Source organism: Bacillus sp. FSL K6-0042, from assembly GCF_038006685.1.
In the GTDB taxonomy this organism is placed as follows: domain Bacteria; phylum Bacillota; class Bacilli; order Bacillales; family Bacillaceae_G; genus Bacillus_A; species Bacillus_A pseudomycoides.
Genome location: NZ_JBBOVS010000001.1, coordinates 3,486,683 through 3,509,505, shown reverse-complemented (window position 1 = coordinate 3,509,505; position 22,823 = coordinate 3,486,683). Strand labels below are relative to the sequence as shown.

Annotated in this window: 22 protein-coding genes; 7 read left to right on the top strand and 15 right to left on the bottom strand. The window is 37.9% G+C overall.

Annotation, left to right across the window (positions count from 1 at the left end):
- Positions 1-116: 116 nt before the first annotated feature.
- Positions 117-1,631 carry a glycine betaine transporter OpuD gene (opuD, locus tag MHH45_RS17915; protein WP_016112584.1) on the bottom strand — a complete coding sequence of 505 codons (1,515 nt, stop codon included), beginning with the start codon at positions 1,629-1,631 and terminating at the stop codon, positions 117-119.
- Positions 1,632-2,287: 656 nt separating this feature from the next.
- Between opuD and MHH45_RS17910 the strand changes: the two genes are divergently transcribed.
- Together MHH45_RS17910 and MHH45_RS17905 are read left to right on the top strand one after the other, a co-directional pair.
- Entirely contained in the window at positions 2,288-3,184 is an 897-nt protein-coding gene (locus MHH45_RS17910; RefSeq protein ID WP_098116716.1) for a cell wall-binding protein EntA, read from the top strand.
- A 194-nt stretch (positions 3,185-3,378) separates the two neighbouring features.
- Complete coding sequence (locus MHH45_RS17905; protein ID WP_016112586.1) at positions 3,379-3,672, top strand: DUF3910 family protein; 294 nt, start codon at positions 3,379-3,381, stop codon at positions 3,670-3,672.
- 56 nt (positions 3,673-3,728) lie between these two features.
- Here MHH45_RS17905 and MHH45_RS17900 read toward each other — a convergent pair whose 3' ends face one another.
- The 3 genes from MHH45_RS17900 to MHH45_RS17890 are packed head-to-tail and all read right to left on the bottom strand — an operon-like array spanning position 3,729 to position 7,157.
- Entirely contained in the window at positions 3,729-5,108 is a 1,380-nt protein-coding gene (locus tag MHH45_RS17900) for a zinc ribbon domain-containing protein (protein WP_016112587.1), read from the bottom strand.
- A 13-nt stretch (positions 5,109-5,121) separates the two neighbouring features.
- Positions 5,122-6,660, bottom strand: coding sequence for a zinc ribbon domain-containing protein (locus MHH45_RS17895; RefSeq protein WP_016112588.1), 1,539 nt, complete (start codon positions 6,658-6,660; stop codon positions 5,122-5,124).
- Positions 6,661-6,665: 5 nt separating this feature from the next.
- On the bottom strand, positions 6,666-7,157 hold the full coding sequence (locus MHH45_RS17890; protein WP_016112589.1) for a zinc ribbon domain-containing protein: 492 nt from the start codon (positions 7,155-7,157) through the stop codon (positions 6,666-6,668).
- A gap of 153 nt (positions 7,158-7,310) precedes the next feature.
- Here MHH45_RS17890 and MHH45_RS17885 point away from each other — a divergent pair, with 153 nt between their 5' ends.
- Both MHH45_RS17885 and MHH45_RS17880 read left to right on the top strand, forming a co-directional pair.
- Positions 7,311-8,930 (top strand): SWIM zinc finger family protein, encoded by a 1,620-nt coding sequence (locus tag MHH45_RS17885; RefSeq protein ID WP_016112590.1) that lies wholly within the window; start codon positions 7,311-7,313, stop codon positions 8,928-8,930.
- Positions 8,914-11,670 carry a DEAD/DEAH box helicase gene (locus tag MHH45_RS17880; protein ID WP_016112591.1) on the top strand — a complete coding sequence of 919 codons (2,757 nt, stop codon included), beginning with the start codon at positions 8,914-8,916 and terminating at the stop codon, positions 11,668-11,670. Before MHH45_RS17885 ends, MHH45_RS17880 begins: the two co-directional genes overlap by 17 nt.
- A gap of 81 nt (positions 11,671-11,751) precedes the next feature.
- Here the strand turns inward: MHH45_RS17880 and MHH45_RS17875 are convergent, their stop codons facing one another.
- Positions 11,752-12,237, bottom strand: a complete 486-nt coding sequence (locus MHH45_RS17875) for a VanZ family protein (protein ID WP_003203138.1) — start codon at positions 12,235-12,237, stop codon at positions 11,752-11,754.
- A gap of 109 nt (positions 12,238-12,346) precedes the next feature.
- Here MHH45_RS17875 and MHH45_RS17870 point away from each other — a divergent pair, with 109 nt between their 5' ends.
- Both MHH45_RS17870 and MHH45_RS17865 read left to right on the top strand, forming a co-directional pair.
- Positions 12,347-12,571, top strand: coding sequence for a DUF1659 domain-containing protein (locus MHH45_RS17870; RefSeq protein WP_003203136.1), 225 nt, complete (start codon positions 12,347-12,349; stop codon positions 12,569-12,571).
- Between the two features lie 28 nt (positions 12,572-12,599).
- Positions 12,600-12,815, top strand: a complete 216-nt coding sequence (locus tag MHH45_RS17865; protein WP_003203134.1) for a DUF2922 domain-containing protein — start codon at positions 12,600-12,602, stop codon at positions 12,813-12,815.
- A 20-nt stretch (positions 12,816-12,835) separates the two neighbouring features.
- Here the strand turns inward: MHH45_RS17865 and MHH45_RS17860 are convergent, their stop codons facing one another.
- Positions 12,836-13,234, bottom strand: a complete 399-nt coding sequence (locus tag MHH45_RS17860; protein WP_016112592.1) for a DUF4359 domain-containing protein — start codon at positions 13,232-13,234, stop codon at positions 12,836-12,838.
- 233 nt (positions 13,235-13,467) lie between these two features.
- On the opposite strand from MHH45_RS17860, the gene MHH45_RS17855 reads away from it, so the two are divergent.
- Positions 13,468-13,959: a competence protein ComK gene (locus MHH45_RS17855; protein ID WP_003209016.1), complete on the top strand. Its 492-nt coding sequence runs from the start codon at positions 13,468-13,470 to the stop codon at positions 13,957-13,959.
- A gap of 63 nt (positions 13,960-14,022) precedes the next feature.
- Here the strand turns inward: MHH45_RS17855 and MHH45_RS17850 are convergent, their stop codons facing one another.
- From MHH45_RS17850 to MHH45_RS17810, 9 genes are all read right to left on the bottom strand, one after another.
- Entirely contained in the window at positions 14,023-14,496 is a 474-nt protein-coding gene (locus MHH45_RS17850; RefSeq protein ID WP_016112594.1) for a sigma-70 family RNA polymerase sigma factor, read from the bottom strand.
- Positions 14,497-14,711: 215 nt separating this feature from the next.
- Positions 14,712-15,407, bottom strand: coding sequence for a Yip1 family protein (locus MHH45_RS17845; protein WP_016112595.1), 696 nt, complete (start codon positions 15,405-15,407; stop codon positions 14,712-14,714).
- A 133-nt stretch (positions 15,408-15,540) separates the two neighbouring features.
- Positions 15,541-16,740 (bottom strand): ABC transporter permease, encoded by a 1,200-nt coding sequence (locus MHH45_RS17840; protein WP_016112596.1) that lies wholly within the window; start codon positions 16,738-16,740, stop codon positions 15,541-15,543.
- Positions 16,737-17,417, bottom strand: coding sequence for an ABC transporter ATP-binding protein (locus MHH45_RS17835; RefSeq protein ID WP_016112597.1), 681 nt, complete (start codon positions 17,415-17,417; stop codon positions 16,737-16,739). Before MHH45_RS17835 ends, MHH45_RS17840 begins: the two co-directional genes overlap by 4 nt.
- Positions 17,414-18,604: an efflux RND transporter periplasmic adaptor subunit gene (locus MHH45_RS17830; RefSeq protein ID WP_016131114.1), complete on the bottom strand. Its 1,191-nt coding sequence runs from the start codon at positions 18,602-18,604 to the stop codon at positions 17,414-17,416. The genes MHH45_RS17835 and MHH45_RS17830 overlap by 4 nt, the downstream gene beginning before the upstream one ends.
- A 221-nt stretch (positions 18,605-18,825) precedes the next feature.
- Entirely contained in the window at positions 18,826-19,272 is a 447-nt protein-coding gene (locus tag MHH45_RS17825; RefSeq protein ID WP_016112599.1) for a hypothetical protein, read from the bottom strand.
- A gap of 368 nt (positions 19,273-19,640) precedes the next feature.
- On the bottom strand, positions 19,641-20,981 hold the full coding sequence (locus tag MHH45_RS17820) for an MFS transporter (protein ID WP_016112600.1): 1,341 nt from the start codon (positions 20,979-20,981) through the stop codon (positions 19,641-19,643).
- Positions 20,982-21,000: 19 nt separating this feature from the next.
- Positions 21,001-22,035, bottom strand: a complete 1,035-nt coding sequence (locus MHH45_RS17815) for an ABC transporter substrate-binding protein (protein ID WP_016112601.1) — start codon at positions 22,033-22,035, stop codon at positions 21,001-21,003.
- Positions 22,032-22,814, bottom strand: a complete 783-nt coding sequence (locus MHH45_RS17810) for a DUF3919 family protein (RefSeq protein ID WP_088093761.1) — start codon at positions 22,812-22,814, stop codon at positions 22,032-22,034. Before MHH45_RS17810 ends, MHH45_RS17815 begins: the two co-directional genes overlap by 4 nt.
- Positions 22,815-22,823: the final 9 nt, after the last annotated feature.

Genomic DNA, 22,823 nt, shown 5'->3' with positions numbered 1-22,823 from the left:
ATCAGCGGTTCGACACAACTTATCGACCATTCGACAACCTGCGACAACTGCTAATCAACAGGAATTCGCACAACCTACCAAAAAAGAGCTGATTCAAAATCAGCTCTTTCCTTCTATTATTTATGGTGATGACGAACTTCCTTCTGTAATTCTTTAAATAGGGAAGCAGCCATAAAGAAGATAACAAATACAAACGGGAATGCTGCGATAATCGAAGCAGTTTGCAATGCCTCTAATCCACCTACATATAATAAAATCGCTGCCAATGCTGCTTGAACAAGACCCCAAACCAGTTTAATACGATTTGGTGGATTTAAACTACCATTTGTCGTTAACATACCAAGAACAAATGTCGCAGAGTCTGCTGAAGTAATAAAGAATGTTGAAATCAGTAAAATCGCAAGAACAGATAAAGCTGGTCCTATGCTGCCCATATGATCTAACATAGCGAATAATCCAATTTCTGTACCCATCTCTTTAATTTGTCCATAAATATTTGCTCCATCAAACATCTCCATGTGAATACCTGTTCCCCCAAATACAGAGAACCAAAGCGCACCAATAATTGTTGGAACGAGCAACACACCAATAACAAACTCACGAATCGTACGTCCACGTGAAACACGGGCAATGAATGTACCAACGAATGGGGACCATGCAATCCACCATGCCCAGTAAAATATCGTCCATGATTGAATCCATTGGTTACCACCCTCATTTAATGGGCTTAAACGGAAGCTCATACTTGGCAACTCTTGAATGTACGAACCGATTGTAGAAGTAAAGTAATTCATAATAAAGTTCGTTGGACCTGCAAATAATAAGATTGCCATAAGTGCAAAGGCTAAAATAATATTTATATTACTTAAATATTTAATCCCTTTATCTAATCCTGTTTGTGCAGATAACATATATAGGACCGTTACTACCCCAATAATAACTAACTGCGTTGTTAATGAGTTTGGAATAGATGTTAAGTAACTAAGGCCACCTGCAATTTGTTTTGCTCCAAGTCCTAATGAAGTTGCAACACCGAATACTGTCGCAAATACAGCTAATACGTCAAACGTATGTGCGATCCGTCCGTGCTCACCACTCTTAAATAAAGAACCAACTGTTGCACTAATTGTACTTGGTTTCCCTTTTCGGAACGTAAAATAAGCAATACAAAGTGCTACAAGTGCATACAAACCCCATGGATGTAATCCCCAATGGAAGAATGAAAAACGAAGTGCAAGACGTGCACTCTCTTCTGTTGCACTCTCCCCAAATGGCGGTGCGTATAAATGATTTAATGGTTCCGCAACTCCCCAAAAAATCAAACCGATTCCCATGCCGGCACTAAAGAGCATAGCGAACCAGGTCATATAACTATAATCAGGCTTATCATCATCTTTCCCTAAACGGATCGAACCATATTTTGAAAAGATTAAAAAGATAGCTAAACCTAAGAAAACAGAAACAGAAATGATATAGAACCAACCAAATTTACTAACTAATGCAGTTTGAATTGCAGTAGTCACATTTCCTAAATTACCTTTTCCGATTATAGATTCGGGAATAATCCCCCAAATTGTAAATGCAATACATAATGTTAATGAGACAATAAATGTTTTTGTCAGTTTCCTCATAAAATCCCCCTTTTGTAGGTTTCTTTTTTTCGTAAAATGACTCTAATTACGATATGTTAAATCGGATAAAGTGAAATATTTCTTGCGGTGATTTTCTTCCAGCTCTCTAAAATCAGCCTTCACCAATTAGAATTCTTATGGACAGTTCAGCCTCCATATAACCGTTCGGATTATAAAATGGAGATGTTACCGCCAAATCGTGCGAGATAGATGCGGATGGGAGTGTGTTTCCCAAAAAAGGTGTGTTACAGTTGGAAAAAAGCCAAATTTACGGATGGCAGCTCTTTCTTTTTGTAACAATTATGCGGTTGTTTTTGTAAGGATATAGCACTTCTTTGTGAATACACAAACAAATTGTTTATGTTTATATAACTATTTTAGTCACAAATCGACGAATTACTCAAGGATTGTAACCATTTAGTAAACCTACCGTAATAACTGCGTAACATTATTAGCTCAGTTGAAAAACATCCTCTGTGCTATAGGTAATAGAGATATCTATCAAACCTCTTAAAAACACGGAATGAAAACCGCTTTCTATTATTTCTTTCTATATTACAGAGTATTAATGATTTGTTACGAATGGTTTGTAATTGTGTGATTTCCCAAATTCCGAAAAAAACTGTTGCTATAATGAGGACACGAAAACAAACGCAATGGAGGCTATCATGAAAAAATTAATTGGTATAGCAACGGCAGCGGTTTTTGGTCTTGGGATTTTCACTACTTCTGCAAAAGCAGAAACTGTTGTAACAACAGACGTATTAAATGTACGCGAGAACCCAACTACTGAATCACAAGTTGTAGGCAAAGTATTAAATGGTCATAAATTAGATGTTACAAATACAGAAAACGGATGGTCAAAAATCAAATTAGATGGTAAAGACGCATTCGTAAACGCAGAATTTATAAAAAGCATCTATTACGTAACAGCAAACGTATTAAACGTACGTGCTGAAGCAAACACAAACTCAGAAATTCTTGGTACGCTTAAGAAAGACGATATGATCGAAACAACGAACCAAGTACAAAATGAGTGGTTACAATTCGAATATAATGGGAAAACGGCTTACGTTCATGTTCCTTTCTTAACAGGTACAGCACCTGTTATTGAAAAACAAGAAACGCCTGCTCCTGCTCAAGCTGCAGCACCTGCTAAAGCAGAGGCAAAAGCACCAGCAGCACAAGAAAAACCAGCTGCTAAACCTGCTGTCAAAGCAGCAGAAACAAACACTCCTTCTGGTGGTCGTGAACTAACAGTTGAAGCTACAGCATATACAGCTCATCCGAGTGAAAATGGCGGCACATATGGTGGTCGTGTATTAACTGCAATGGGTCATGACCTAACAGCGAATCCAAACATGAAAATGATTGCTGTTGACCCGAAAGTGATTCCACTTGGGTCAAAAGTATGGGTAGAAGGTTACGGAGAAGCAATCGCTGGTGACACTGGCGGCGCAATTAAAGGTAACCGTATCGACGTTCTAGTTGGCTCTGATTCAGCTGCTAACAAATGGGGACGTAAATCCGTTAAAGTGAAAATTTTAAAATAACCAATGACTGCTAAAAATTCAGCCAGTTCTCATATATTGAGATCTGGCTTTTACTTTTTTATATAAACACAAATGAAAAAACATCCTTTTTTAACCCCATGCAAAGTAAAAACGAGCGCAAGTCTCCTAGCAGCGACTTATATGTTGGAAAACCAAAATGGATATATATATAATGACGATAAGGAGGCTATACCATGAACCCACATGCAAAAATAGACTGGATCGGCACACCGAAGCCATACATCTACAAAGATGATGTAACATACGACGGGGCTACAATTGATTTTTCACTTGAGCATGATGACAATCGCTATAAATTGATGGTGCTCAAGCACGATCAATCCGTTCAATATAAGTTTGTGCAATACGGCACAAAACCGGGATCACAAAAACCATTTCCAATTGATATACCCTTTCAAGAAGAAATGCTTCCGTTAGTAGAAAGAATTCTACAAGATCCATATGTACAAGCTTGTCGTATTTTGTAGAGAAGTCGATATATCAAAAAGACTACCTCTTTGTAAAGAGATAGTCTTTTCACATTTTAATGCGTTGGGCCAGATACTTCTTCTGTTTTCAATGTATTATTCGCACTGATTGAATGATACATTAGTTTCCCATCCGCATTTACTGTAACGATATGTTCATTGCTAAAGCTCTTAAACTTTACAGATCCATCACCATAGCGAATATTGTATTCTTCATATGTCGTTACTTTATATTTCGTAGAACTTTGACGTTCAACATTACGGACTTCAAATTTTAATAAATCCTCAGTAATTCCTTTTTTCTTTAAATATTGCAGATAATCATGGTCTTCTTTATATGATTTTCCGCTCTTATCATAATTATTTTCAATTAAGCTAAAGTCATTTAAAGAAATAGCCCGTACATTGTCATAAATATGATTTCGAACGAAATCACCAACCGCAGTTTCAGATGTTTGTTTTGGGAATCTCAAATAATACGTGCTCTCCTCATCACCAATTTTTACGCTTTCGGTTTTCACAACACCAAAATCAGTTTGTTTCTCTAAATGAACTTCCACCGTCCCATCTGTTGGTACTGGTCCGAGCTTATAGCTTCCAGACTCTAGTTTCCCACGTTTTTTACCATTTACAAAGACATTAGCGCTATTTTCGTCAGAAGAGATTGTAACATATTTTCCTTCAAGTGGTAATTTCACATCCACTTTCCCTTCTTTTTCTCCAGCTAACTCAACTTCCTTTTCCGTTTCTAGTTCAGTAAGCTCTGCCTTCGCCTTTGCTTTTACAACATACGTCCCAGGGAAATAGGGTCCGATTTCTTTAGAAGATTTTCCGCTAGAAATATCCGCCGTTTTTTTATCATTTACATATACTTCTGCATTTTTTGCAGTTGTGCTGACCGTCATAAAATACGACTTAATGCTGAACTTATATTTTGGATATAAGAACCACTCTTTTCCATCTTCTACAATTTGTCCGTCCACAAAGCTTTCTTTGTTAACGAGCTTTGTATCTACCGTTTGCTTTTGTAAATAAGATAACAATTCTTTATTGTACGAAGGATTATCCTTTAAATAACGTAAATAAGATTTAATATCTTCTGTTTTAATTTTCAAGCCTGGGTCATCCGATTTTATAAGAGAATCAATTGTATTTATATCTTTTTTATTGAAAGCATCAATTAATGCATTGATTTGCTTTTCTTTCGAGAATTTATATGCTCCGAATTTATATGCTCCAAATAGTAAAGCAGCGAGTACGACGAATACAATGAGGAGTACAATATTTTTCTTGCTCTTCTTTGGTTGCATTTCCCTCTGTACATCTGCTCTCGAAGCCGCTACATTTTCTTCAATCACTTCTACTTTACTTCCGCATTCAGAACAAAAATTCAAGTAATCTGCGACTTGTTTTTTACATTTCCCACAAAACTTCACGATACTTCCCCCCCTACTTCCTTGCCAATTTCATTCCAGCGAAGGCAGCTGCATATGTCAGAATAAAACTACCGAGTATTAAATAGATCCAGCCGCTCTGCATAGAAAATACTGTTCCACCTACTCCAAATTCCTTTGTTAGCTTTCCTGCAATATTAATCTCAATTTTAGAAAGAAGATTCATTACAATCATCATAATTGTATAAGCACCGCTACATACAGCTAACGTTACATACATATTAGAGAATGGCACCCTCGCTAATTTTTGTCCCGCTCTAAACATAAAGAATACTGGGATCACAAGGAGCAACAAACCAAGGTGGAATTTACCATTTATCTCATCAAAACTTTCCATTACTGATGGCGGAGCACCTTCAGCAATTAAAATATCTTTTATTTTAACGCCACCAGCAGATACACCTGATATGAATGAAAGTTCTATCATACTTTTGTCACCTGTTGTCATCACTTTAGACATTTCCTTTTGTAACGCTGGAACCTTTATTTCTACTGGTGCAAAATGAGTCATACTCCATACATTTGGTGTGAGTTGCAATGCCATCATTGCGCGCGCTGAAATTGTCGGTGCTACATCTTCGAAAGGCTTTGCATTACTACCAGATAGTGCAATGAATGTCGTCACACAAAAAATAGCCGCTGTCAGCAAAAGACCTTTCACCATCGCTGCCATTCCATGATATAGCGATGCCCCGTATGGAAGTAGCTCCTGAAACGCATCTGCTATATTGTTTCGGCTTGTATACGCAATCAATCCAAATAAACTAAAGAAAGTTCCGTACATAAAACCACTTACTAAACTTTTCAACGAAGAGTATCCAACTGTTATCGTTCCTACTTCTGGGAATGTAGCTGATTGTGAGGCAATAAAACTGATTACAAATAAGAACAATCCATAAATAATACCGACTGTTGCCGCTAGTACGATTTGTTCTCCAATCGTCTTTGCAACACGTTGTTTCCCTATCCAAATCCCTACTCCACATAAAATAACAAATGGAATAATTAATAGTAAAAAGAATGGAGTATGCCAAGATAACGACATAACAATTCTGCCTTCATCTCCTGCTGAAAAACCAAGTAAATGATAGCTTAATAGTGTAGAGGTTGTACTCGCATAAAAATCAGGTAACATTGTTAATTCCCTAGCAAATTCATGGAATATCTTTTTCATTATCTCTGAAACCGCTAAACTTCCAAGCCATCCCGCAAGTAACATAAGAACGCTTGCAATTGCTCCACCAATTATCCCTGTCTTCAGACCACCTTTATGTAAGCCTAATTCAACTTTATGACCTTTTTCCATACTAGGTAACTTTACGATATGTTCTTTTTTCTTCACTGTAAATAAAGAATGTCCGCACTTTTGGCAATACAGGTTCTGCTCTGCATTTTCATTGCCACAACCACGGCAATATTTAGAGTTGTCTTGCTCAAGAACGACACTGTCTCCAGACACCATTGCCATACTTCCTTCATTTGGACAGTAGTTCACTTCTTCTCCATGTTGATTCCCACACATGCGACAGTACATTTCGTTCACTCCCCACCTTGCTTAATTCCACAAACTGGACAAAAAATGGAGCCTTTTGCAATGTGTTCATTACATGATACACACGTAACCTTTTCTACGTTGCTCTCTACAATTAGCATTGGATTTGGTTTTCCGCATGTCCCACAAAACTTATCACCAATTGATAAAGAGCCTCCACACTCACACGTTACTTTCTCTCCTTGTTGTTTTTGCAGTTCAACAATTCGTTTTTGTGCTTGATAAATTAAAACGTCAAATTCTTGAATCGGAGCAACTAATTGCTTTAATACTTCTTCCTTGACTCCAGTATCTCGAATCTGAACATATACCTGTTGGCCAAGCTCTAATAAAACTTCTGTCTTCTTATGAAGCTGCACTTGTATTTCCTTTTTTAATTGCGCAATCTCTTGTGCCACTTGCAACTTTATCTTTCCCTGTTCAATTCCTTCTTGTAGCTTATTCATACCGTTTCCTAATTTCGTCTGCAAATCTGACAAATCAAATTCCCTCCTAAACAAAAAAGTCACGTATTTAACTATATATATTACCATATTTTTCTATATTAAGTACGAGCAAATTCATTTTTTCTGTTTTCGCCTCTTTTTGTTTATAATGGTAAAGGAAATAAATCTTTTGTACGGAGGAAAACTATGCTGCAACATTCAATTACGAAAGATGAAATTATGATGATCGCGAATGAATTTGTTCAAGGACTCGATCCGCAGCAAGTAGCCGATCAAGAGCATGTTGCCACTGCTCGTCATTTATATCGCAGCGGTCTTGTCTACAACGTTGATTTTGATGGCTATACGTTATCAGGTACCGTAGATGCTGAAGGAAACGTGTATAGCGTTCATATTCCGATTCGTAATATCGCGGAAAGCTATTGTGATTGCTTCGCTCCGACGCAGTGCGAGCACATGCTCGCTGTTTTACTATCTGCTGCTTCTAGCTTCGGACAAGTGGGAGAAGTATTAACATTATTTAAAAATAAAACGAAACCATCACTCCCTCCGATTCGAACAGCACGACAAGTATTACAATCGTCTGCATTTGAAGAAACGGACTTTACAAGTTGGCACGCATATTTTGAATCTGAATATGACGCATTTAAAAAAGAACAAACACGACTCTCGTATAGACAAATGTATTTTCTTATGAGCATCTTTACAGACTTTTACATGAAATTAGAACGAAAAGCGCCGCGTGTCGTTGCTATACATGAATTGTTCAAATTACACGGCGCACTTTTTTGCTTTCAAAAGCTATTAGAAGAAATCCTTGACTTTGAGACAAACAAAACGTATTCCTATCACCAACCTATTAACGTTGTCCGGCTATTTGTCGATAAAGTTGAATCACTTGTACGTGACTTGAAATCAGAATCGATTCCTGCTGAATGCGAACCAATTTTGCAAGAAACAGCTCACCAAGTGCATGATATTTTCTTCTCTACCGATTCCTATACACAGGAGAGGTTCTTTATTTACCGGCATATATGGGGAGAGTTGCTAGCAGAAAAATCTTGGATACAAGAAGAAGAAAAACGAATTGATGCGAAGATGAATCCACTTTCGAAAGCACTCGCCTCTTCTCACCTCCTCTTTTTAAAAGAAGAGGATCATTTAGCTATGAACTTACTCGAAACACAACCAACTCAAGTTGTCGGTCTTTATTTCGACTGGCTCGAAGATTTACTGAGTACAATGCAATGGGAGCGCGCCAAGAATTGGCTGTCTTTCACATATAAACAAGTGAAGAAAACAATGAATGATCAGGCCGATCCCCTTTTTGTAAAAGATATCGTTCGTTTGTTTGTCATGATGTATGAAACATATGCAACACACACAAATGAACAAGCAGGTCTTGAAATGATTTTGCAAGAACTATTGCCATACAGCTTCACAAACTACGAGCAATATGTACTAGCAAAAAAACAATATCATGCATGGACAGAACTTCATCTCTTGTATGGATTTGAAGCAATTGAATTGCTAAAAGAACCACTGAAAGAAATTGAAAAAGAAGCACCAGAAGCAGCTCTTCCGCTCTATCATCTTGCAACGATGCAAGCAATTGAAGAACGGAATCGCAAGTCATACCGCCGTGCAGTCCGTTACTTAAAGAAATTGCGTATGCTCTATAAACGGCTCAAACGAACAGATGAATGGCACATTTTCATTGTCCAAATCGCTAACTTATATTCACGTCTAAGAGCACTACAGGAAGAACTGCGGAAAGGAAAGTTAATCGATGATCATACAAACTGAAGTAACAATTCGGCTCCAGCACGTAAGTCAAGGTTGGTTCCTTTGGGGAGAAGATGAAACCGGCAGTCTCTTACCTGCAAGAGATTGGAAACAACATGCCTTCACATGGCATTCAACGTCCTTCTATGGCACCTTCTTGAAAGAAGCTACATACGAAGGACGAAGCGGGATTATGCTAACAAGCGTTCAAGCATTTGAATATATCGCCAAGAAACCAATGAATTCATTTGCCAGGCTGCAAATGAATGATCCTATTACCGCACTTACGCCAAATGCAAAAGAACTATGGGATGCCTTTGTAACTGGAAGCTTTATACCTGATATGAAGCGCTGGTCCGATTATCCGTCATGGAAGGTTAGCAATGTTTCAGCTCAAGATGATACGCTAGCATCACTTTTCTCTCAGGCAGTTAATGAGAGTATTCTTCAAGATGCTCGCTCTAATGATGGCTGGGAAGATGCGAAGCGACTATATGAGCACTATGATTTTACGAAAAGACAGCTTGTAACAGCAATGCATGAAGAAGATTGGCTCCGGAAAATCGGCTACATCGAGGATGATCTTCCCTTCACAATTGGACTTCGTCTCCAAGAACCACACAATGATTTTGAACTGTGGAAACTTGAAACGATTATCACCACAAAACGCGGAGCACACCGGATATACGTCTATAATGACATCGATTCACTACCAAAAAGATGGCATAACTACGAAGAGCGTATTCAAGAAACGCAGGAAGGGTTCGGCAAGCTAGTTCCATGGCTTAAGGAAGATGATCACTTTCGAACTGAGCTCTATGAAACAGAAGCATGGAACTTCTTAACAGAGGCGAGTAACGAATTATTAGCAGCCGGCGTTGATATTTTACTACCTTCTTGGTGGCAAAACTTAAAAGCAACGAAACCAAAGTTACGCGTCCAATTGAAGCAAAGTACGAATCAAACACAATCCTTCTTCGGCATGAACACTCTCGTTGATTTTGACTGGCGCGTTTCCACAGATGGCATCGACCTATCAGAGAGTGAGTTTTTCGATCTTGTCGAACAAAACAAACGACTCTTCAATTTAAATGGACAATGGATGAGACTCGACCCTGCCTTTATTGAAGAAGTGAAAAAACTAATGAAACGTGCAGATAAATATGGCCTTGAAATGAAGGATGTTTTGCAGCAACACTTATCAAACTCTGCCGAAGCAGAAATTGTAGAAGAAGATAATCCATTTACAGACATTGAAATTGAGCTAGATGGCTATTACGAAGAGCTCTTCCAAAAATTATTGCATATCGGAGACATTCCAAAAGTTCCAATCCCATCTTCCTTGCAAGCCACACTTCGCCCATACCAAGAACACGGTGTAGAGTGGCTCTTATATTTACGAGAGCTCGGATTTGGAGCGTTGTTAGCGGATGATATGGGTCTTGGAAAAAGTATCCAAACCATTACTTACTTATTATATGTGAAAGAAAAAAGCCTCCAAACAGGTCCGGCACTAATCATAGCACCGACGTCTGTTCTTGGAAATTGGCAGAAGGAATTTGAACGCTTCGCGCCGCATTTACAGGTTCAATTACATTATGGAAGCAACCGTTCGAAAGGCGATTCATTTAAGGACTTTCTTCAGAGTACAGATGTCGTATTAACTTCTTATGCATTAGCACAACTTGATGAAGAAGAGTTAAACGTGCAGTGCTGGGATGCGATCATCCTGGATGAGGCGCAAAATATTAAAAACTCGCAAACGAAACAATCGAAAGCGGTTCGTAATTTACAAGCAAATCACAAAATCGCTTTAACAGGTACGCCGATGGAAAACCGGTTAGCAGAGCTATGGTCTATTTTCGACTTCTTGAACCACGGATATCTTGGTAGCCTAGGACAATTTCAGCGCCGCTTCGTAACACCCATTGAGAAAGATCGTGATGAAGCGAAAATTCAGCAAATACAAAGATTCATCTCACCGTTCTTACTGCGCCGGACAAAACAAGATCAAACAGTCGCATTAAACTTACCGGACAAACAAGAACAAAAAGAGTACTGTCCGCTAACAGGTGAGCAAGCATCACTATATGAACAACTCGTACAAGATACACTACAAAACATTGAAGGCTTAACAGGCATTGAAAGACGCGGTTTTATTTTAATGATGCTCAGTAAGCTAAAGCAAATTTGTAATCATCCCGCTCTTTACTTAAAAGAAGAAGCGCCGAAAGATATTGTACGGCGCTCCATGAAGACGCAAACATTAATGGATCTTATTGAAAATATAAAAGATCAAAATGAAAGCTGCTTAATTTTCACGCAATATATCGGAATGGGAAATATGTTACAGAAAATATTAGAAGAGAAATTCGGTCAGCGTGTTCTCTTCCTAAACGGTAGTGTACCGAAAATAGAACGTGATAAGATGATCGAACAGTTCCAAAATGGAACATACGACATCTTCATCCTCTCATTAAAAGCTGGCGGCACAGGTCTAAATTTAACTGCCGCAAACCACGTCATTCACTATGATCGCTGGTGGAATCCAGCTGTAGAAAATCAAGCGACAGACCGAGCATATCGCATCGGTCAAAAGCGATTTGTACACGTTCATAAACTCATTACAACAGGTACACTTGAAGAAAAAATTGATGAAATGCTAGAACGTAAACAATCACTGAGTAGCGCTATTATCACAAGTGATAGCTGGATGACAGAACTCTCCACAGACGAGTTGAAGGAATTACTTGGTGTATAAAATCCATTTTAATAATGAGATACTGTGTCGCATATTGTCGAGGCGTCGATATATTCACAAAAAAGGAGCTATCCCGAAGGGTTAGCTCCTTTTTCTATGCCAAAACCAATTGCTTATTATAATTCCTGTCAGTCCGCCCGACGTATCTAAAACTGAATCTTGCCACATCGGTGTACGGTCACCTGTAAACGATTGATGAATTTCATCGAATGTTGCATATCCAGCGACAATCAGAAGTGCGAATACGAAGGAACGCATTCTTGAACAACCAGAACGGTGCAATGCATAATACGAAAGCGCACCAAGAATCAAGAATACTGTGAAATGAGCTCCTTTACGAAGGAAAAACTCAACAAAACCACCAACGCCTTTATTTTCAATGCTAACCGGTGTTCCCCCGCCATAGTCAATCGATACACCGGAGAATTTTTCTTCTACAAATTGAGACGGAACATACTTCTCAATATCTGAACGCATATCCTGCTTCTTATACGGCTGTGCTGAAGAATAAAAAATAATCCCCATCCATAGTAAAACGGGAATCCAAACTAACCATTTACGATTCATCTATAGAAACTCCTCTCTTATTCTTCTAAGCGTACCAAAAAAAAGAAAAAATTTCACGCCAAAATATGACCGTTGCCTCCTATATATATGACGAAAAGGGGGTGAAAAAATGGCGATTGAAACGATTGTAACTGACTTAAGCTTGCGCCTTGTCCTAAACGGTGGCACAGACAAAAATGGGAAAACTATTTTGAAAAACAAACAGTTTAAACGAGTAAAACCAAACGCTGATGTAGCACAGGTCCATGAAGTGGGACGTGCCCTTGCTTCATTACAAGGATTAAAGCTTCATGCAGTTCAGCTTTTAAGTACATCTGACATCTCAAATCCGTAAAACTTTAGTGACAAGGAGGTAAATAACAATGACAGTACTCGAACTGATTTTCTTAAAAGAGGATGGAAAAACAGTCGTCTTCTCTATCGACAATCCGATTACACCTGTGAATGAACAAACCATAAGCCAAGTGATGGACACAATTCTCTCCTCTGCAATTTTCTTATCACTTAGTGGGAACACTCGTAAAAAAGGGGCACGCCTTGTTGAAAAGACAGTATCAGAAGTAACAGTTGCTCCTTAAACGCAAAAGACGAAGCTGCATCAATTTGCAGCTTCGTCTTTTTTCTTCGGCATCTCAATCGGAATAAAAATATGAGAGAATCCGACTGAAACATATTTATAGTTTTCTTTCCCAATTGTAAATTCCGTCTTATACGTCGAGAAGAAAATATAATCGCTTCGCTTTGTATAATGGTTAATCAACACGTCAACTTGTGGCTCTACATATTTCTTTGCTAACTTCTTACCAATTGTCGCAAGTTCACCAACAAGCCCATCTGGATCTTCTTTTTCAACCTCTGTTAATTTTTTACTAATATCATTGCGATTCATAAATTGCTTTGCTGCCCATTCTGTATATTCCTCTTTACTCGGGTTGCTGTTTGCTAAATATACGAAAAGAAGGACAACAAGTGCCATAATAATATACTTCCGTTTCATATTCTATCACCGCCTAACTGTTTCTATTTTCATATATATGTACAAGCGATGCAAATTAGAAAACTTACTGTTTATGAAAAAATAGAAGTGATATATAAACTTTACAAATATTTACAAATATTTAAAATTATTTTTATATTCTATCTATATACTAAAATATGTAAACAAATACTTTTAAGGAGGCTTTTCCTTTGGACGACCTAGTTAGTCATGATACTATCTCTAGTTCTACAATGATACTTGAGCCTTACGCCCATCCTTTTCACCGTACTAAAATAACAGAAAATGACGGGAATATTAAGTTTTCATCTAAAACATCATTACAATTGGTACAGCTATCTTGCCTATTACATAACCATTCTACATATAAAGGAAGGCGAGATGCGATTCAAGAAAATTATTACTTTAAACAAAATATTCCAATCCCAATTGATCATCGTCATTATATTTGCGCCATTCCAACGAAATCTCCTGCATCTCCAGACTGTATTTGGGTTTTCTATAGTCATATAAACAAAATAGAAATTTATAATAATCGCAAGCAATCCAAACTTCATTTTTATAATGGTACAACCATAATTGTTGCCACTAGTTTTTATCAAATGCAACAACAATTTTTGAAAGCTGGATTCCTCTTGTGCCGCATGAACATGCAAGATTCACAACAATTTCGAGATATTTATAAAGTCATGCGCCTCCTAGACAAACCATTACTTCCTTGCTAGTACAAATTTGTTATAAAAAAAAATGGAAGACACAGAATATTCCTGCCTTCCATTTTTCTTTTTTCACTCTCTTATACTGCTGCGCATCTTCCCCAGCGCCTGCCGATATACCCATCTCACTTGATGATATGTCATCTCCATCTCTTCCGCAATTTCATGTATCTTCTTTCCTGCATAAAAACGTTCGTAAATAATATGTTTCTCTTTCTCATCTAACAAACTCATATAATCCTGAGTTTCTGACGACACTTCCGCTCCGCATACATTTTGTAACATTTCCTGTCCGGTGAATGTATGCCGCTTTTGAAATCGATTTTCTTTCTTTAATTTCTCTAGCAAATATCCACGTACTGTTACAAGTGCATAAGCTGAAAAAGTTCCTTTCTCCTCCTCATACTTTTCATATGCCATCCAAAGTCCAATTAAACCGCATTGATAGTACTCTTCATAATCCCGGTACAGATAAAGCTTTTTCATTTGATTTTTAATCATCTTTTCATACAACGTAACTGTTTCTGTAAAAGTAGCCGGTTTCATATTATACCTATTTCTAAAAGGTATACCTCTTTGTTATTCCGCGGTACCTTTACAATATAAGAAGATAAAGAGGATTTCATGGTGAGTTATTTGAAATTCTGCATAGGGAAATTTCAAATATCTGTAGAGGAAATTTGAAATACGAGGCCTAGTATTTCAAATACATACAAAAATAAAAAAAACGGCTCTATATGAGCCGTTTTTTACACATATCCCTATCCATTGAAACTTTGCATAAACTTTGCTAATGCGATAATCATTACACTTACAAACGCTACTTTAATAATAAAGAGAACGATAATTGGAACCGCAGCTTTTACTTTTCCTAACCCAGCTGTTATTTGTAATCCCATCCAGATTAAAACGATATTCCATAAATAGAATACCTCAACTATACTACCGATTGCATACCCCGTAGTACCTTGTTCAAATAATGGTGCCAAGCTTGTATACCCAGTTGCACCACTTCCAAGAATTAAATCTAAAAGAGAATTAATAAGTCCACCAATTACAAGCACAATATTCGCATATACAATAATGGCTAACAATTTTTTGTACGAAGTATCATTTCCAAAAAACATCATAAAGATTTTATAGACAGCTGCTACAATAAGAGTTCCAATTATTATCCCAATAAAACCTGAACCGATTGACTTACCAACTAAATATCCGATAGAGTCTTCTTGGCCTGTGCCAAATTTCTTCTGAATTTCCATCATCTCAGGCGATGATTGCGCCACATATGTAGATAATCCATTTACAAGTGCTTGTAACAACGCAACCAAAAAGAACATACCCCAAACCTTATCAGTCGCTTTCATTCTCTCAAACTGTAAGCCAGGAGATGTGATCATTCCTAGTAAAGATGGTTTTTCTCCACTAACCTTTTGCGAATTAACATTCGGTTCCATTCTAAAAAACCTCCTTGTATTTTTCTCACCCGTTCTAGTGGGCGGTTCACTTCCTCTTCCCCAGAGACTGTGAACCGCCCACTAGAACAATAGATATGTGTAGTAGAGAGACCCTCTCTACTACACTACCAATCTATTCATAGCGAAGTGCTTCAATTGGATCTAGTTTCGCTGCTTTATTCGCTGGAATTAATCCGAAAATAATACCGAGCGTCATCGAGAATAACACGCCGCCAACGACAACTTCCCATGAAACGAGCGGTGGCCATTTCGCAAATGTAGAAACAATATATGCACCACCATAACCAAGACCGATTCCAATCAATCCACCAAGAAGCGTTAACATAACAGCTTCAATTAAGAATTGCAGCAAGATTTTACTGCGCGTTGCTCCAAGTGCTTTACGTACTCCAATTTCACGTGTACGTTCTGTTACAGATACGAGCATAATGTTCATAACACCAATACCACCAACGACTAATGAAATACCAGCAATACCACCAATAATCATTGTCATAATGCCCGTCATTTTTGAAATACCTTCTTGAATTTCTTTTAAATTCATCACTTCGTATTTACCAGATGCATCACTTGGCTTACGACTATTTAATACGTCGGCAGCTTTTTTACCCGCTTTTTCTAAATCATCCACATTTTTCGCTTGAACAGAAATACTTTGAATCTCATCTTTTCCATATAATGTTGGCCATAATGTAATTGGAATTAAAGCTTCCGATGACCCCATTCCCATAAACTCATTATCTGATTTATAGACACCGATAATTTGCATCGGTTGTCCTTTCATCTCAATAATTTTTCCGACTGGACTTTCCTTTTTGAAGACCTTTTCTTCCATACTCTTACTGATCATCACGACGTTATTACCTTGCGCAATATCCGATTCCTGTAAGGATCGGCCTTTTAACACTTTCACTTTATTTACTGAGAAGTACTCACTATCTAATCCTGTAATACTCACCATCTCTTTTTTATCTTCAATATCGAGTGGCTCCATACTTGAATTGGTTGTAAGAACATGCGCAATCTCTGGAAGTTTTTTTATTTCAAAAATATCTTCCTCAGTTAACTTTGGTTGTTCCATCATTCCCATACCAAACTGATCATTTATATCCGCACTATAGTGAATTGGGATTACGTTATTACCAGATCCAACGAATTGCGACTTTAACGCTGCCTCCCCGCCCTGCCCAATCGCAACAACAGTAATAATGGAACCAACGCCGATAATAATCCCGAGCATTGTAAGTGCTGAGCGCAGTTTATGAGCTAGAATAGAAGATAGGGCAATTTTTATACTATCTAGTAAACTCATACCGCACACCTTCTATCTTCTGTGATTTTTCCATCTCGTAGCACGATTCGGCGCGAAGAATACGCCGCAACTTCCTCCTCATGCGTAACCATAACAATCGTTGTACCTTCTTCATTTAACTTTGTAAAAATATCCATAACCTGCTGTCCAGACTTTGTATCAAGAGCACCAGTTGGCTCATCGGCCATAATAAAAGTTGGATCATTTGCAATGGAACGCGCGATAGCAACACGCTGCTTTTGCCCACCTGAAAGTTCGCTTGGCAAGTGATGCACGCGGTCAGACAATCCGACTTTCCCAAGTGCTTCAAGAGCTCTCTGACGGCGCTCCGCTTTCTTCACGCCGCCATATATAAGCGGAAGTTCTACATTTTCTACCGCTGAAAGACGTGGCAATAAGTTAAAATGCTGGAATACAAAGCCGATATATTCATTGCGAATGAGAGCAAGCTTTGACTCGTCTGCTGTTAAGATATTCACATCGTTCAACATATATTCGCCTTCTGTTGGACGATCTAAACAACCGATAATATTCATGAGCGTCGATTTCCCTGATCCAGATGGTCCCATAATGGAAACAAACTCACCACTTTGAATCGTTAAACTAATGCCGTGTAAAATCGGTACCGCCAGTTTCCCTTGATAATATGTTTTATGAATATTGTTTAACGTAATCATTTTTCTTTCACTTCCATTCCGTCATATACATTGTCGGAAGGATTTTTAACCACCTTTTGCCCCACTGTTACGCCTTCAAGAACTTCTGTCCAGTCTCCATCAGTAGAACCTTTTTTCACATTTTGTTTACGAAGTTTCCCTTTTTCTTCCATATAAACAAATGGTTCACCATCTTTTTCTACAATGCTCTTACTAGGAACAGCAATCATTTTCTTGTTTTCTAGGTTTACTTGTAGAGATACATGATAGCCCGGGGATAAACCTTCTTGTCCATCTAAACTAGCTTTATATGTATACTGAGACATGTTTTGTGCTCCCTCACCCGCGCCAGCTGCTTGCGCCATTTCTGCACTTGTCGGGAACTCACTTACCTCTGTAATTTTACCTGTCCATTTCTTCTTACTATTTGCTTTTGCAGTTGCAGTAAATGGTTGATCTTTTTGAATTTGTGATTTTTGAAGTTCTGTTAATGTCCCTTGAATTTGGAATGAATCTTTAGAAGCGATTTGTAAAAATGATTTTCCTTGTCCACCCATTGCTTGCGCTGAACTTTGTGCTGCATCTTTATCTAACTTTTGCACAACACCAGCGAAATTACTATAAATTGTGAGTTCATCTTGTTTTTTCTTTAATTGTTGTGATTGTAATTGACCTTTTTCTTTCTCAAGGTCAATTGTTTTTTGCCCTATTTCTAATTCGCTTACTTGCTCTTCTAACGGATCTGTTACCTCTTTCCCAGCACCGCTATCTTTTGCTTTCTTAATCTGGTTCTTTAGTGAATCTATTTTCTTTTTCCCTTGATCATAGCGCATACTTGCCATTTTTTGATCAAGCTCAGCTTGTTTCATTTGTAAATTGATTTCTTCATTATCATAAGAGAATAATTTCGCGCCCTTTTCTACTTCCTGTCCTTCTTTCACCGCAATATCCTTCACTTTTCCTTTTGTCGGATCTGCGTAGAAGCTCTCAATATTTCCAGGCTTTACTTGTCCGGAAATCAATTTCGTATTATTCAATGTACGTTCTGTTACTTTCTCAAAGCTAACAGCGTCTCCCTGTGTCGCGCCTTTTTTCTTTCCTTGCATGATAAAAATATTGACGGCTGCAACGACGACAATTAATGCAATAACCCCAATGATAATCCATTTCTTCTTTTTGTTTGGAGTACGAACCGTATTTGGTAACATATTCTCGCTCCTTTTATATCTTTATATAGTGTTTCTTCAATTATGTAAGACTTTCAGAAAACGATACTCGCATCTCTTAAATTATTACGCTTTCTTTACAAAGTTTTACACTATCCTTTATATTGTAACAAAAATACCAATGTTTAGAAATATGACACTTTATCTTTTAAGCAATTTTTAAGAAACCTAAAAGCCATATGAAAAGACTAAAAAAAAACGCCTTACATAAGGCGGTTTGGACGTTTCCTCCAAGTACTCAATTTCGCTTGATCCAAATCATGCTCAAATGGAAGAGTTGTCACATCTTTTCTCATCTCACGCGGAATATTCTTTTCTACCGTTTGAAACGCTTCATATTCGTCAGCTTGCATTGCCCTTTGAACAATGCCTTCTGGGTTATCACCTTGCTTGTCTAACATCCAGCCATTTTCACTATTTAACTGCTTGCGAAATTCCTCTTTGGCATCTTCATCTGGAAACATACTTCCGTTTACTTTCAAATATGTTTCAATTCTCATCGGAAGCCACTCTACTTCATAATCTTCTACTAAACAAATCGCAATCCCTATCGGCGTACTACGAACGACAAAATCAAATGTACAATCTTGCTGTGTGACTGTTGCGGAACAGAATAAAAACGTTTCTACTTCTGATACAAAGATTCCCACTTTTCAGCATCTCCTTCATACATATAATTTGTCTTGCTAACTCCTACTAAATTTTAACATTTATTTTTGAAGATATTGTAAAATAAATGTTAATTTTCTATATATAATGTACTTTCACTCTACCCCTTCACTCATTCTTAATAGATATCGCATATAATCTATTAATTTATAACCATCATACTGTATGTACTAGAAATAACATTATGTAATAAGTGCATCCGAAAACGAGTGCCTTTTTGATAAACTGTTACTAAGTTTCAAAAACTACACCTTATCTCTTTCATTTTATATAAATCTATACTGATAAGATGTACATAAAAGGAGCTGCCCAAAAGTAGTACTTTTGGACAGCTCCCTTAAATAAACGATTATGCTATTTTGCTCTCAGGACCTTTTCTCTCATGACCAAATTGAACGATAAATAAGAATACAGTAGATAAAATACCGCCGGCTAATAATAGAATGAAACAGCCGTCCCAACCAGAGCGATCAACGATAACACCAATCGCTGCGTTTGCAACAAGGCTTCCTCCTAAATAACCGAACAAGCCGCACATACCAACTGTTGTACCTACTGCGAATTTTGGTACTAATTCCATTGCACTTAAACCAATTAAAAATTGTGGTACGTAGATTAAGCAACCAATAATCGAAACTGCCGCACTCACAACAAGTATATTCGATGCTTGCCAGTATACTAGCGTTCCGATAACAACACCAACCATACTAAACACACATAGTGGCATACGTTTTCCTTTAAATAACTTATCACTTAACAGACCTACGATTAATGAACTTGGAATTGCCATTGCTTCAAAAATTGAATATGCTGCATGCGCTTCTGTTTTTGTAAATCCTTTAACCGTTGTTAAATAAATCGGTACCCAGTTAATAACACCGAAACGAATTAAATATACAAATGCGTTCGCAATACATAAATACCAAATAAATTTGTTTTTCACTACATATTTCATCAGAATTTCTTTTGGTGACATTTCGTTAGCATTGTCTGCCTTCTCAAGACCTTCATAGTCATTACGATATTCTTCAATTGGTGGAAGACCGACAGATTCTGGTGTATCCTTTGCATTCACCCACATAAGAACTGAAATGACCATTGCAATGATCGCTGGGAAGATAAACACGCCAGCTTGCCAATGACTTTCACCGAAAATACCAATACCAATTCCAACAAGTGGTGCTACAAGCATCGCACCAACATTATGTGAAATATTCCAAAGTCCTGTTTTTGTACCGCGCTCTTTCTTCGAGAACCACTTTGTCATTACGGTACTACAAGGCGGTGCCCCCATCCCTTGGAAAATATTATTGAAAACTAATAATGTTAAAATCATGCCAAATGAATTTGCAAAACCAAAACAAATATTTATAATTGCCGATAAGAATAAACCAACCGCAATAAACCGCTGAGCATACGCTTTATCTGATAAATTTCCCATAAAGAACTTACTTAGTCCATACACAATCGCCGTAACGGAACCTAATAAACCATATTCCGTTGCACTAAAACCATATTCTTTCATTAAGTACGTACTAGATAACGTAAAGTTACTACGAACTAAATAATACGCTGCATACCCAACCGAAATTCCCAGTAACACGCGAATACGCAAGAGTTTGTATACTTTATCAATCATATCTGCTGGTAAGCGCTCTATTATTGGCGCTGGCTTAAGCCATTTAAACATATCATCTCTTCTCCTTTTCTCACTTTTGAGAGAGACGTTGTCTATTCCATATCTCGATTACTCCACTATCTGATACATTTTTATTCGTTCTTCTAACAGGCTGACCTTCTATTTCTTTCTGATTCTTCGCAAGCATTGTTGGTACGCCAAACGAAACTTTTTCTAAAATATGCCCCGCTTCTTCTGATAAACAATAATCAATAAATAAATCCGCTATAATACCACTCGGTGCATGTTTCAGTTTCGAAATCGCATTGACAGATAACCCTGTTTGCTCAGGCACTTTACTCAAAATCGGAAAGCCTTGTTTTTGAAGCATCCGTTGGTCTCCCATGAAGTTAATACCAATCATATATTCACCGCTTGCCACATACTCAGCAGGCATATAACCATTCACCGTTACCTCTGCAACTTGCTTGGCAAGGCTCCTTACATACCCCTTCGCCTCTTCTTCGCCAAATGTATCAATAAGTGATTGGAACAACGTATAAGCTGTTCCTGAAACATTCGGATCAGGCATGACAATCTTTCCGGCATACGCTGGATGTAATAAGTCTTTCCACTCCGTTGGATATGAAAGTCCTAGCGGTGCTATTTCCTCATTCCATCGCTCTTTATTAATCGCAATGGCAAGCTGCTCGACTTCATAGCCATACCAAAAACCATCCTTATCTTTAACGGCTTTCGAAAGACTATTCGTATGTTGACTTGTAACAGGAATAGATAGATCTTTTCGCTTCATCGTTTGATGTGCATCTAGTGTACCACCAATAATAATATCCGCCTTCGGATTTCCCGCCTCTTCTTCCACTCTTCTAAGCAGCTCTTCTGTAGAAAGACGAATAAATTCATATGTACATCCGCGCGGTTTACAAAATGATGAAAGCAGCGCTTCACCAACTTCTTCACGAGCCGCTACATACGCAACAAGATGGCGATCCTTCAAAATCGGAAGACCATTTTTACTATATTTAATAGAGGGTGTATCTCGAGAGCAACTAGACATCGCTCCTCCTATCACTAGCAAAAAAAAGAAAAAGGCTATCTTTCTCATGAAACATTCTCCTTTACAAATAGATTTGCTAGGGAGCCTTTCATATACATCACGTTCCCGTTATTATCACCAAGATATTGCACAACAAAGTAAGAAGGATATACAGAAATCGTCAGAACATCCTCACGTTCATTCTTTACCTGCTTCCCGTTTTGATAAGCAGTCATATAAGCGATTGGATCCTTCTGTGATTGCAGTAGCTGCTGAATTTCTCCGTAGTCTGTAATTTGCTTTGCTTGCCGAATCGAATCAAGTAATCGCGTAAGATCAGTAGAATGCACTATATCACCTTGCCGCACGATAACTCCCTTTGCTGATGCAAAGAAGTTGCCAATAGACTCTGGTGTATAATACAGGCTTAACAAATACGTTTGGAATGCGGAAATCATTGGATCCGTACCATTCTTTCCGTATACGTTTTCCTCATACTGGAACAAGTCACCTACTGCAAAAGTACGCTTATGTCCATTCAAGTACGTTACTTCTCCAGTAAATACTTGTTCATGGATCTTCACCCCTGTCTGCTCCATTCGAATCCGGTCAAAAAATGAAACAATCGCATGTAGACGAACTTCATCCGTTACAACTAGCTCTCCCCACTTCTCATGCTTTACTCGCACTTCAGTAGGAAGGGATTCATTCGCTCTTTCTAAAACAGCTTGTTTGTCATCCAATGTTGTAACACGGTTATATAACTGCTTCTCTAGAAAATAAAACAACACAAGAGAAGCAATCGTGCAAAAGACAAACAAAAGGATTTGAAATGATAGCCTTTTCATTTCTGCCTA